The 13,626-nt window shown below is 42.2% G+C and carries 8 protein-coding genes; all 8 read left to right on the top strand.

Annotated features, from left to right (window positions below):
- The coding region (locus tag HMPREF2686_RS04890) for an SspB-related isopeptide-forming adhesin (RefSeq protein ID WP_148130201.1) at positions 1–1,594 on the top strand (1,594 nt) is incomplete at its 5' end.
- A 518-nt stretch (positions 1,595–2,112) separates the two neighbouring features.
- Positions 2,113–2,979: an ABC transporter permease gene (locus HMPREF2686_RS04885; protein WP_003008955.1), complete on the top strand. Its 867-nt coding sequence runs from the start codon at positions 2,113–2,115 to the stop codon at positions 2,977–2,979.
- The gene (locus tag HMPREF2686_RS04880; protein WP_003012490.1) at positions 2,976–3,740 is read left to right on the top strand and encodes an ABC transporter ATP-binding protein; all 765 of its coding nucleotides are present in this window, start codon (positions 2,976–2,978) and stop codon (positions 3,738–3,740) included. Before HMPREF2686_RS04885 ends, HMPREF2686_RS04880 begins: the two co-directional genes overlap by 4 nt.
- Before the next feature lie 923 nt (positions 3,741–4,663).
- Complete coding sequence (locus HMPREF2686_RS04875; RefSeq protein WP_070449440.1) at positions 4,664–5,206, top strand: hypothetical protein; 543 nt, start codon at positions 4,664–4,666, stop codon at positions 5,204–5,206.
- 203 nt (positions 5,207–5,409) lie between these two features.
- A complete protein-coding gene (locus HMPREF2686_RS04870; RefSeq protein WP_070449438.1) occupies positions 5,410–7,071 on the top strand; it encodes a ribonuclease J in 1,662 nt (553 codons plus the stop codon).
- 70 nt (positions 7,072–7,141) lie between these two features.
- The gene (locus HMPREF2686_RS04865; RefSeq protein WP_070449436.1) at positions 7,142–7,924 is read left to right on the top strand and encodes an alpha/beta hydrolase; all 783 of its coding nucleotides are present in this window, start codon (positions 7,142–7,144) and stop codon (positions 7,922–7,924) included.
- A gap of 171 nt (positions 7,925–8,095) precedes the next feature.
- Entirely contained in the window at positions 8,096–9,553 is a 1,458-nt protein-coding gene (gene gltX / locus HMPREF2686_RS04860) for a glutamate--tRNA ligase (protein WP_070449434.1), read from the top strand.
- A gap of 237 nt (positions 9,554–9,790) precedes the next feature.
- Positions 9,791–13,626 (top strand): accessory Sec-dependent serine-rich glycoprotein adhesin (locus tag HMPREF2686_RS10565; protein ID WP_186822862.1); only part of this gene is annotated, 3,836 nt, incomplete at its 3' end.

Genomic DNA, 13,626 nt, shown 5'->3' with positions numbered 1-13,626 from the left:
ACCAAACAAACCAACTGAAAAACGTGTAAACAGCGTACCAGTACAAGTAGAATTCAACTTCACTAAACGTTTAGAAGGACGTAAATTGCAAGCGAACGAATTCAGCTTCGTACTTAAAGATTCAGAAGGTAAAGTTGTTGAAACAGTTAAGAACGATGCGGCTGGTAACGTTAAGTTCTCTAAACTTGAGTTCAAGAAAGGTCAAGAAGGTGTTCACAACTACACAGTAGAAGAAGTTAAAGGTACTGACGGAACTGTCACTTACGATGCGATGAAAGCAGTAGTAACTGTAGAAGTTAAACATGACGGAACAGCGAAAGCTCTCATCACTAACGTAACGGATCCAGCAGATAAAGAATTCAATAATACTGTTCGTCCTCCAGAAACTCCTGATTTCAATCCAGAGAAATACATCTTGAACGAATCTAAATTCGATCTTACAGGTGTGAAACTTCTCGATGATGATAACGAGTTAGAACATAAAGTTGCGGACACAAATGCCAACCCATATGCGGATGGTACTGCCAACAACGAAGCTCAAAACATCAATACGAAGACACTCAAGAAAGGTGATAAAGTATACTACCAAGTATGGTTGGATACAACTAAATTCACTGAAGCACACAATATTCAATCTGTTGGTGTTACAGATAAATATGACAGTGCGAACTTGACTGTCAACGGAGCTGATATTAAGGCATACGACTCTGTAACAGGAGAAGATGTAACAGCTAAGTTTGATATCAAGGTTGAAAACGGTGTGATTACTGCAACTTCTAAAGCGGACTTGACTAAGTCACTTGGCGATGCAGAAAATACACAAGTGATCGACACAACTAAGTTGGCCTTCGGACGTTACTACAAGTTTGAAATCCCTGCAGAAATTAAACAATCTGCTCAAGAGGGTGTGGATATCGAAAATACAGCTTCACAAATCGTACACCAATACGATCCAACTAAGAAGACTGTAGAAAAACCAGAAAAACCAACTGAAAAACGTGTAGTCAACATTCCAGTTAAGGTTCAATTCCAATTCACTAAGAAATTGGAAGGACGCACATTGAAAGCTGGTGAATTCAGCTTCGTTCTGAAAGACGAAAAAGGTAATGTGATCGAAACTGTGAAGAATGATGCGGCTGGTAAGATTACCTTCTCAAATCTTGAGTTCAAACGTGGTGAAGAAGGAACTCACCTCTACCATGTAGAAGAAATTCGTGGTACAGATTCTAGCGTTGTTTACGATAAGATGGTTGCGACCGTTGGTATCGTGGTGAATAAAGAAGGTAAAGTATTAGTAGCTACTACTAAGTTGCCAGAAGATACAGAGTTTAACAACACTGTTATTCCGCCAACAACACCACCAACAACACCGCCTAATACACCACCAACACCACCAACAACGCCACCAACTCCTCCAACACCACCAACAACACCACCAACGACTCCTCCAACACCACCGACACCAACAACTCCACCAGCTCCAGGACTTCCTAACACTGGTGAAGAACAATCAGTATCAGCTGCATTGTTAGGTGCTGCACTTGGTATGGTTGGACTCGCTGGACTTGCAAAACGCAAGAAACGTGAAGACTAAAATTGAGGAGACATCGACATCTTTGTTGATGAGGTGACAATTTTAGATCCAACAGGAAGAGGCTTTGCTCGAAAGAGCAGGGCCTCTTTGTTATGGAAAATAAAAAAATATACAGGTAAATAGTAAAATTTTTTAGAAATTCTGTAACTAGTTTCAGAAAAATTTCATTGACTTGCAGATGATAAAACAGTATACTAGTAAAGTAATTTGATCTTTCAAACTGCCGGCAACAAGGGGAATGAAGCCACTTTGAATTGGAATTACAGTAGGGTTTGGGGTGGTAGAACTTCACACCCTTATTGTCGTCAGTTACCCTATTAAGACCAGACTTGTGAAACAAACACAGGTTTCTTTTTTGCATAATTATAAAAGCTTATAGAACCCTCCTGCTCCAAATAATCAGGAGGGTTCCGTTTTATTTTTAAAAAGCTGGTGATCCAAGAAATATTGTGAATTTCCTATAGGTTCTCCTCCCTATTTATGTTACAATTAAACTACTATTATCGAAGGGAGAAACTATGATTAATTCAATTGTTTCACAAGGTTTGATTTGGGCCATTTTAGGGTTAGGAATCTTTATGACGTTCCGAATTCTAGATTTTCCAGATATGACGACAGAAGGTTCTTTCCCGCTTGGAGGAGCGGTGGCGGTGACCTTGATTACCAAAGGGGTCAATCCACTCCTTGCGACGCTGGCTGCTATTGGAGCAGGGTGCTTGGCAGGACTTGCGACGGGTCTTCTCTACACAAAAGGGAGAATACCAACACTCTTATCAGGGATCCTTGTGATGACGTCTTGTAACTCGGTCATTCTATTTGTCATGCAGCGGGCCAATTTGGGACTTCTGGGCTATAAAAAAATTCAGGAATTTCTTCCTTTTGCCAGTGGGTTCAATGAGATTCTGATTGGCTTGATTTTCGTCACGCTTGTGATCCTTGGTTTGATCTTCTTCTTGGATACACGCTTGGGTCAAGCCTATATTGCGACAGGGGACAATCCAGATATGGCCAAGAGCTTTGGGATCAACACAGACCGGATGGAATTGATGGGCTTGGTCATTTCAAATGGGATTATTGCTCTTTCTGGTGCACTGATGGCCCAGCAAGAAGGCTATGCGGATGCTTCACGTGGAATTGGTGTTATCGTTATCGGGCTTGCCAGCCTCATTATTGGAGAGGTGCTCTTTTCAAATGTCACCTTGACAGAGCGCTTGCTCAGTATTGCGATCGGATCGATCGCCTACCAATTTTTGATTTGGGCCGTGATTGCGCTTGGCATCAATACCAGCTATATTCGAATCTTCAGTGCCTTGATCTTGGCTATCTGCCTGATGATTCCAACCTTTAAGGGAAAAATCATGAAAGGAGCGAAACTCAGTAAATGACAGCAATTGTAGAATTAAAAAATGTAACCAAAGCCGTGAGCAATGGGATGAACGAAGAAAAAGTCATTCTGGATGATGTTTCCTTGGAAATTCGAGAGCATGATTTTATCACGATTTTGGGGGGCAATGGAGCTGGAAAATCAACCCTATTTAATACCATTGCTGGGACGCTTCCGGTGAGCAGTGGGAAGATTTATATTTTGGGGGAAGATGTAACCAACTATTCTCCTGAAAAGAGAGCCAAGTACCTATCGCGGGTCTTTCAAGATCCTAAAATGGGAACGGCACCTCGCATGACAGTAGCAGAAAACCTCTTGGTAGCGAAGTTTCGCGGAGAAAAACGTGGCTTGATTCCGCGTCACTTGGCCAGCTATAAAGAAGAGTTTCAAACAGTCCTTGCTAAGATCGGCAATGGCTTGGAAAATCATATCGATACAGCCGTTGAGTTTCTATCAGGGGGGCAACGACAAGCCTTGAGTCTGTTGATGGCGACACTGAAACGTCCAGAACTCTTGCTTCTAGACGAACACACTGCTGCCTTGGATCCCAAAACCAGTCAGGCGCTCATGACCTTGACGGATGAGTTTGTGAAACAAGATGCCCTCACAGCTCTTATGATCACTCACCATATGGAAGATGCTTTGAAATATGGAAATCGCTTGATTGTCATGAAAGACGGACACATCGTCCAAGACCTCAATCAAGAAGAAAAAGCCCAAATGACCATCGCAGACTACTATCAATTGTTTGAGAAAGACTAAGATACAAAGCCCGTAAAATGCAAAGTGAAAATAGGAAATTCTTGCAGTGAGCGATGCTCACAAGAGAATTTATCTTTTTCACACAGCATTTAGGGCGTGTTCAATTACTAATTTACAAAGGGTGTAGCGGATAAAGTGAAAATAGGGAGTAGGACAGAAGCGACATCACTTAGGTTGTTTGATGTAGAAGTAGTTTGTCTGCATGCTAGAGAGTGGGACAGAAATCGGTAATTCGTTAGAATTCGATTTCGTCGTCCCACCTCCGCACAGTTGAGTAGGGCTGTAAAAGCTGATGAAATCAGCGTAGTAGAGCCCACTCAACCACTGCGTCTTGCTCTACAATCCAAAAATAATTGAGAGGCTAGGACTTTTGTCCCATCCTCTTTTCTTTTCCTTAAATCATCTATAAAACCGCATAAAAATAGGAACTAGTTTCAGCTGAAATCGCTTGCAATTACTTAGGTTACTGAGTATAATATAGTTAGAAAGATGAAGAAGGGATTGATACCAATGCCTTATCGAGTTGAAATTTAGGTTACTTCGTTTTAGGCCTGTTTTGCTGATATCTGTTCATGCTCTTATCGTAAAAGAGCAGTCATGTCGTGTGTGTCGGATCGGTTGGACGGTCGGGCAAACCTGCTTAGTTTGTCCGGAGACATAAGAAAACGTGGAAATAGTAGGTAGAAGCTTTTTGTAAAGGTTTTCAAACTTCGATGCGTCCAGTCGAAAACTAATCATTTGGATTTAGGATAGCAAAGAAAACCTCTGGTATTTTACACAAATACTATTAAATGAAATCAACATCATAAACATTGTTTTGTTAGCCAAAAGGTTAATTGCACCAAGTCAGTGAAGCAGACCAGGCCTCTAGTCCCGTAAGACTGGAGGCCATTTTTATAAAATACTCAGGAGGAGGTGAGAGTATGGGATTGTCGTATGCGCAAGAATATAGTTGTCGGGACCATTTTCGGCAAAGAGCTTTTGAGCGCTTTGGCGTAGATGATCAGCACTTGAATAAGTGGATCAACCAACACCTCTCCTCCCTCTCTCCTTATGATAGTAATGTGGTTCAACCCGCCAACACAGAAGCCTATGTAGCCAGTGATGGCGTCATCTTTGTCTGCAATATTAAAAGTCGGGAGTTCATCACTTGCTTTAAGGCGGTTAATTACCAAGAATCTAAGGAAGAAGAGGAAGCCTATACGGACATTCACGAAAGCAATGTCGCTTCCTTCAAAAAAGATGTGAACCACCTAGTCAATCGCTACCGACTCAAGGAAGCCAAAGAGTTGTTTGAAAACATTGGGGAGGACTTGGATGATTTTTATCGCCTGTCCCAAGCGGTCAAGAACGGCCAATTGAGCGAACGAAATAGTAAGCGCCTAGAGGAATTGTTAGGCAAGTTTCATGTGATCAAGGCAGCCATGCGGATCATTGAAAATAAACGGGGAGATTATCATCTTTAGGGTCTTTTCCCCCTAAAAATAGGCGCCTAGAGGCCCTCTCATCTACTTCAGATGAGAGGACTTTTTTGCTGTGGAAAGCTTTTTGAAAAAAAGAGAAAAAAATTGTATAATAGAGTGGATATGCAAGTATTTGCAAAGCTGTAATTCGACTTGGGCGACCAAGGACCGTAAGTATTAAAATAATCACACTAAAGGAGACAACAGTGAGTAGTATTAAATTAGTCACTCTTGGCGGTGTTCGAGAAAATGGGAAAAATCTCTACGTTGCCGAAGTGAACGATTCGATTTTTGTCTTGGATGCAGGTTTGAAGTATCCAGAAAATGAGCAACTTGGGGTGGATGTCGTTATCCCAAACATGGATTATCTATTTGAAAACAAGGACCGCATTGCGGGTGTTTTCTTGACCCATGGTCACGCGGATGCCATTGGGGCCTTGCCATATCTTTTGGCGGAAGCGAAAGTCCCTGTATTCGGAACCGAGTTGACCATTGAGTTGGCTAAACTCTTTGTAAAAAGCAATGACAGTGTGAAGAAATTCAACGATTTCCATGTCATCGATCAGAATTCTGAGATTGATTTTGGCGATGCCGTCGTCTCTTTCTTCCAAACAACCCACTCCATCCCTGAAAGTATCGGGATTGTGATTGGCACTCCTGAGGGCAATATCGTCTACACAGGAGACTTTAAATTTGACCAAACTGCCAGCGAGTCATACGCGACAGACTTTGCTCGTCTAGCTGAGATTGGCCGCGAAGGCGTGCTTGCTCTCTTGAGTGATTCGGCTAATGCGGATAGCAAGATTCAAGTTGCCAGTGAGCAAGAAGTAGGCGATGCTATCTTAGATACGATTGCAGACTGGGATGGTCGTGTCATCGTAGCGGCGGTAGCCAGCAACCTTTCTCGGATCCAGCAGGTCTTTGATGCTGCGGCTGAGACTGGACGTCGAGTGGTCTTGACAGGGTTTGATGTGGAAAACATCGTCCGCACAGCTATTCGCTTGAACAAATTGTCTCTTGCCAATGAAAAACTCTTAATCAAGCCAAAAGAAATGAGCCGTTTCGAGGATCATGAATTGATCATTTTGGAAACAGGCCGGATGGGTGAGCCGATCAACGGCTTGCGCAAGATGTCGATTGGTCGTCACCGCTATGTGGAAATCAAAGATGGAGACTTGGTCTACATCGTTACAACGCCATCGATTGCCAAAGAAGCAGTGGTAGCTCGTGTAGAAAACATGGTCTACCAAGCAGGTGGAGTTGTCAAATTGATCACGTCTAGCTTGCGCGTGTCTGGTCACGGAAACGCACGGGACTTGCAGTTGATGATCAACCTTCTTCGTCCTAAATACCTCTTCCCGATCCAAGGGGAATACCGCGAATTGGATGCCCATGCGCGAGTAGCGATGGAAGTCGGTATCTTGCCTGAAAACATCTTTATTCCAAAACGCGGAACGGTAATGGAGTATGAAAAAGGTGACTTCGTTCCTGCCGGTAGCGTCTCAGCAGGAGATGTCATGATCGATGGGAATGCCATTGGTGATGTGGGCAATATTGTCCTTCGTGACCGCAAGGTCTTGTCAGAAGACGGGATCTTTATCGTGGCGATCACGGTGAATCGCAAAGAGAAGAAAATTATTTCCAAAGCGCGCGTGCACACCCGTGGTTTTGTCTATGTCAAGAAGAGTCGGGATATTCTTCGTGAAAGTTGCGAATTGGTCAACCAAAGCGTTGAAGACTATTTGGCGCAAGACAGCTTTGACTGGGGTGAGTTAAAAGGTTTGGTACGCGACAACTTGTCTAAGTTCTTATTTGAACAAACCAAACGCCGTCCAGCCATCCTACCAGTCGTGATGGAAGTGAAATAATAGAAGAAATGGAAACGCTTGGCGGCCCGAGGCTTGCCGAGTGTTTTTAACAGTAGAAAGAGGAAATCAAATGGCAGTTATGCAGATTGAGTATTATTCAGAAGCCTTGAAGATGGAGTGGGGCGTGTCCGTCCTTTATCCTGATGCATCGCGCGTGGAAGATCCAGCGGATACGGATATTCCAGTCCTTTATCTCTTACACGGGATGAATGGCAACCACCACTCTTGGTTGAAGCGAACCAATGTGGAGCGCATTTTGCGCAATACCAATCTGATCGTGGTCCTACCTAATACCAATAATGGTTTTTACACAGATACCCAGTATGGTTACAACTACTACACAGCCATTGCGGAGGAATTGCCAGAGACTCTTTCTCGCTTCTTCCCTAATATGACCAAGAAACGGGAGAAGACCTTTATTGCTGGTCTATCCATGGGTGGCTATGGATCGATGCTCTTGGCTCTCAAGACCAATCGTTTCTCTCGTGCGGCTAGCTTTTCCGGCGCTCTGAGTTTCCACGATCGGGACTTTGAAAACAATGACTTGGAGCAACCGGCTTTTTGGAAGGGGATCTTTGGAGAGATTGAGGATTGGACGACCAGTCCCTATTCGCTAGAGACTGCTGCCAAGAAGTTTTCAGATAAGAAGACCAAACTCTGGATCTGGTGTGGGGAGCAGGATTTCCTCTATGAGGCCAATAATTTTGAAGTCAAGGAACTAGAAAAGTTAGGTTTGGATGTCACCTATACCCACAGCCCAGGTAAGCACGAATGGTTCTACTGGGAACGTGAGTTGGAGCACTTTTTACAAACCCTGCCAATTGACTTTGAATTGGAAGAACGGTTAAAATAAGATCCAAATAGATTGGATATCAGTCAGAGCATTTGTTCTGGCTTTTTTCCTATACATAGGAAGAAAGGCTAGAAAGGTCACTTATTCATTTCAGTCCTGCTTTCTTTGTGGTATAATAGGAACGATTGAAAAATGAGCTAGAAATAGCGAACAAGATAAGAGGAGAGAAATATGGCAAAAGATATTCGTGTGCGTTATGCACCAAGTCCAACAGGGCTACTACACATCGGAAATGCTCGTACAGCATTGTTTAACTACTTGTATGCGCGTCACCATGGTGGAACCTTTATCATCCGTATCGAGGATACAGACCGCAAACGTCACGTCGAAGACGGAGAACGTTCACAGCTCGAAAACCTTCGTTGGTTGGGAATGGACTGGGATGAAAGTCCTGAGACGCATGAAAACTACCGCCAATCAGAACGGCTACCACTTTATCAAAAATACATCGACCAACTCTTGGCGGAAGGAAAAGCTTACAAATCTTACGTCACTGAAGAAGAGTTAGCGGCTGAACGTGAACGCCAAGAAGCAGCAGGTGAAACACCTCGCTACATCAACGAATACCTTGGGATGAGCGAAGAAGAAAAAGCAGCTTACGTTGCAGAACGTGAAGCAGCGGGCATCATCCCGACGGTTCGTTTGGCGGTGAATGAGTCTGGTATCTACAAATGGCATGACATGGTCAAAGGCGATATCGAGTTTGAAGGTGGCAATATCGGTGGTGACTGGGTCATCCAAAAGAAAGATGGCTATCCAACTTATAACTTTGCCGTTGTGATCGATGACCACGATATGCAAATCTCTCACGTTATCCGTGGAGATGACCACATCGCCAACACTCCAAAACAACTCATGGTTTATGAGGCTCTTGGATGGGAAGCACCTGAGTTTGGACACATGACTTTGATCATCAACTCTGAAACTGGTAAGAAGTTGTCTAAACGGGACACCAACACTCTTCAATTTATCGAAGATTACCGGAAGAAAGGTTACCTTCCAGAAGCAGTCTTTAACTTTATCGCTCTTCTTGGTTGGAACCCTGGTGGGGAAGACGAAATCTTCTCTCGCGAAGAACTGATCAAGCTCTTTGATGAAAATCGCCTCAGCAAGTCTCCAGCTGCTTTCGACCAAAAGAAAATGGACTGGATGAGCAATGAGTATATCAAGAATGCGGATCTTGCGACTATCTTTGAAATGGCCAAACCATTCCTCGAAGAAGCAGGACGTTTGACAGACAAGGCTGAGAAATTGGTGGAACTCTACAAACCACAAATGAAGTCAGTGGACGAAATCGTTCCATTGACAGACCTCTTCTTCTCAGACTTCCCAGAGTTGACAGATGCAGAAAAAGAAGTCATGGCTGGTGAAACGGTTCCGACTGTACTTGAAGCCTTCAAAGCGAAATTGGAAGCCATGTCAGACGATGAGTTTGTGGCAGAAAATATCTTCCCACAAATCAAAGCGGTTCAAAAAGAAACTGGGATCAAAGGGAAGAATCTCTTTATGCCAATCCGTATCGCCGTTTCAGGTGAAATGCATGGTCCTGAATTGCCAGATACCATCTATTTACTTGGACGCGAAAAATCCATCCAACACATTGAAAGTATGTTGGAAAAAATCAGATAATTATCAGAAAAGTCCCTATTAAATGGGGCTTTTTGTTTTACCTCTAAAGTAAAAGTATTATAGGATTTTTTCAAAAAATTGCCCCGGTTTGACAAATTGATCCTACTGAAAACGATTTTATTACTATCTAAAACAAAAATTATAAAAAAATAGCAATAATTAAGGATAATTGCTTCCAAAAATCGACACATTAGTCTATAATGTAAGGGAAATAAAAAATGTAATAAGGAGACAGAAATGTTTTTTAAACGTTCGAACGGTGAATTCCGTGAAACGGATCGTGTGACTCGTTTCAAATTGATCAAATCAGGTAAAAACTGGTTGCGTGCTGCGACTTCTAACTTTGGTCTTTTGAAAGTCATTCGTGGTCAAGTCGAAGAGACTGTTGTAGCTGAAGTGCGTGAAGACGCAGTATCAGTGAAAGAAATGACAAGCCGTGGCTTGCTCAAAGGGATCGTAGCAGCTGGGGCTGTTTTTGGTGCAGCTACAGTAGCGAATACTGCAAAAGCAGATGAAATAGGATCAGACGTTGCGACTGCATCTGAGCTTTCAAGTGAAGCTCTTGTAGAACAAGGAAGTACAGTACTTGGTACAACTTCAACAACTGAATCTCAGTCTGAATCAACAACAGAATCAACAACTGAGTCAACAACAGAATCAGCTAGCGCTTCTGCATCTGCAAGTGCTTCAACCTCTACAAGCGTATCTGTATCTCACTCAGCTTCATTGAGCGAACAAGGTTCAGCAGAACTTTCAGCAGCTTCAAGCGAATCAACTGTAGCAGCTGGCTCTGAAGCAAGTGTAGAAAGCACTACAACAGTAGCGAAAGCTGAAGATAAAGTTGTTTTGGAACAAAACACTTCAGAAGCAGCATTGTTGAACAAGATTGCAGGAGACTACTCAGCAACTGTTTCAGCTCCAGAAAAGAAAGCAGCACTTGAAGCTGCCATCGCTAAAGTTCAAACAGAATTGACAGCAAGCAACAGCTTGATCAACGCCAATGCTTCAGCTCAATCTTACGCAGACCAACGCGAACGTTTGAGCAAGTCAGTAGATGACATGATGGCAACCTTGACTGCAGCAGGATTTACTGGAAACACAACAGTAAACGGTGCTCCGGCAATTTCAGCACAATTGGCACCAATCTCAACATCTACTTCTGGTAGTGTAGCTACTAAGCCGGTTATCTCAAATGCAAATGGTGCAACGATTGAAGATGCAGCCTTCAATAAATCTGGTTATGCTTTGGATCCAAACGCTGATCGCTTCACTTTTGGTGTATGGCAATTCCTTAAAACAAACCATACTACTGGTGCTAAAACCAACTTTGATTACTATGCTACTCTTTCAGTAGACCGTTCTGCCATCACTGGTAGCCTTTCAGCTAACCCAGATGTTTACTTACGTATTGTGAAGAAATCGGATGGTTCAGAAGCTTACACACGTACTATTCATGCTGGTGAAAGCAATATCTCTCTTCCAAACTACATCACAAACAATAACTCTGATGTAACAAATACTTTGACTTATACAGGTGCTAACGGAACTGATCCAGGTAACGTAACCTTCTCATTAGTAAACGATAACCTTGAGTATGAAACACTTCAAATTCGTGATACCAACTACCCAGGTAACGAAAATGAAGATAAACCAAACGTTCAAACTTCTGTTCCTTATGCGAAAGCTGATCAAACTACTTACTATAAAGTTGTTGATAGCAGCAAGTACACAAAAGGACAAACTTATACACCAACTGGAAATGAAACAGTCCTTGCAAGCTATACGCAAACAGGTCTTGCAGGTCAACAATTCACAGCTTCAGGAAACCGTAATATTGAGGGGTATGAACAAGTTCCAGCAACAACAGACACAACTCAAAAAACATCAGGTATCCTTGGTAAGGGAGTTGTTGGTCAAAAATTGGTTGAACTTCAAGGTGGAGCAAACCACTACTACGTGAAACGTATTTCAGAAGTTGTAGATACCAATGGTTCAACAGTAACGAAATTATATGCTCTTGATCCATCACAAGTAAGCAACTTCAGTGCAAGTGATGTTGGTACAGAAGATGTATCTAAATACACACTTATTTACACATCATCTGTAAATAAAGCTGGTGATACATGGAACTCAACGGGATCAAAAACTACTCGTGTAAACAGCAAAAATGGTGACTATTATATTGATGTTGTTGAAACTGCAGGAAGCAATTCACTTGTAATTACTGGTTGGCAGTCTACTACAGAAAAAGTTAACCTTACGCACGATGAAACCAAAGTGACTGAAGGATATCCAAAACCATTTACGTCTGCACCAGATGTATCATTATCACCAGCTGGTAAAGGAAATAATAAATGGAACTTGATTGCTGGACGTAATGCCGATGTCGTTGCGAAATCTAAAGTAACACAACCAGACGGTAGCATTACCTATACAAATCTTGAAGGTTTCGCTTCATTCTCAAATAACTACTCGGTTCCATCTGCAGTTAAACCATCGACTGATGTAAATTATTACTTTGTTAAGTCAGACGAAAAAGGAAGTGTTTACGTTCACTATAGAGATACTGAAGGTAACGAAATCAAACCTTCAGTAACAGATGAAGATAAACAACCTATCAACAAAGCATATGACACAGTAGTAGATAATCGCCCAGACACAATTGAGTACAATGGTAAGACCTATGAACGTGTTCAAGCAGGAGATTATACTGTTGGTAAGGTTGGTGATGAAAGTAATCTAGTTAAATCTGATCTTTCTACAGTTACAGGTACAGATGATATTATTGGAACAGTAGCTAAAGAAGATAAGAATATAACGTATATCTATAAAGTGAAAGAAACACCAAAAGAAGGTGAAGTTGTTATCACTTATGTAGATACGAAAGGTAACGAAATCCAAAAATCTCGTCAAGATACACCTAAATCACCATATGATACACCATATGATACAACTGAAAAAGGTGAAAAACCAAATATCATCAAGACCACTGATGGTAAGACATATAAAATTGTTCCTAAAGGTGATTACCCAGTAGGAGATGTTGATGAAAATGGTCATTTGAAGTCTTCAGACCCTATTACTGGTAAAGTTGACAAACCAAAATCAACCATTACTTACGTTTATGAGGAAGTTGGAAGTGTCTTCGTTCATTATAAAGATATTAACGGAAATACGATCATGGGATCTGTTATTGATGAGCAAGATCAACCACTTGAGAAGGATTATGATACTGTAGTAGATAATCGTCCTAAAGAAATTAAATTTGAAGGTAAAACTTACGAACTTGTAGAAGCTGGTAATTACCCAGTAGGTCAAGTTGACAGCCAAGGTCACTGGACAGGTGATGATGATACGACTGGTAAAGTGGCTTCAGGTGAGAAGAATGTTACTTATATCTATAAGTTGAAAGTGGAATCACAATCAGATTCAGGTTCAAATTCAGCATCTGATACAACATCAGCTTCACAATCAGAATCAGAAGTTGTATCTAACTCACGGTCTGTATCAGAACAAGCTTCTACATCATTGTCTGAATCAGCTTCTACATCATTGAGCCAATCAGCTGTTGAATCAGCAAGTGTGTCTGCGAGTCAATCATCGTCATTGAGTACGTCAGCGCAAGAATCAGCTTCTGTATCAGCTAGTCAATCAGCGTCATTGAGCACATCGGCTTCAGCATCAGCAAGCGTATCAGCAAGTCAATCAGCATCATTGAGCGCATCGGCTTCAGCATCAGCAAGCGTATCAGCAAGTCAATCAGCATCATTGAGCACATCGGCTTCAGCATCAGCTTCTGTATCAGCAAGTCAATCAGCATCATTGAGCACATCGGCATCAGAATCAGCATCAGTATCTGCGAGCCAATCAGCATCATTGAGCGAATCAGCTTCTGCATCTGAATCAGCATCGCAATCTATTTCAGAATCACAATCAGCTTCAACAAGCCAATCAGTTTCTGAATCAACATCAGCGTCTGAGTCAACATCAGTATCAGCTTCAACATCAACGTCTGAATCTGTTTCAGCATCTGAGTCAGCGTCAGCGTCATTGAGCGCATCAGCATCTGAGTC

This window comes from Streptococcus sp. HMSC057G03 (assembly GCF_001808745.1).
GTDB lineage: Bacteria > Bacillota > Bacilli > Lactobacillales > Streptococcaceae > Streptococcus > Streptococcus parasanguinis_Z.
Note: the sequence above shows the minus strand (reverse complement) of the source record. Positions and strands in the feature narration are given on the sequence as shown.

Bases quoted from the DNA above. Each gene is read 5' to 3' on its own strand.
- HMPREF2686_RS04885 (WP_003008955.1), top strand. From the start codon at position 2,113: ATGATTAATTCAATTGTTTCACAAGGTTTGATTTGGGCCATTTTAGGG.
- HMPREF2686_RS04880 (WP_003012490.1), top strand. From the start codon at position 2,976: ATGACAGCAATTGTAGAATTAAAAAATGTAACCAAAGCCGTGAGCAAT.
- HMPREF2686_RS04875 (WP_070449440.1), top strand. From the start codon at position 4,664: ATGGGATTGTCGTATGCGCAAGAATATAGTTGTCGGGACCATTTTCGG.
- HMPREF2686_RS04865 (WP_070449436.1), top strand. From the start codon at position 7,142: ATGGCAGTTATGCAGATTGAGTATTATTCAGAAGCCTTGAAGATGGAG.
- gltX (WP_070449434.1), top strand. From the start codon at position 8,096: ATGGCAAAAGATATTCGTGTGCGTTATGCACCAAGTCCAACAGGGCTA.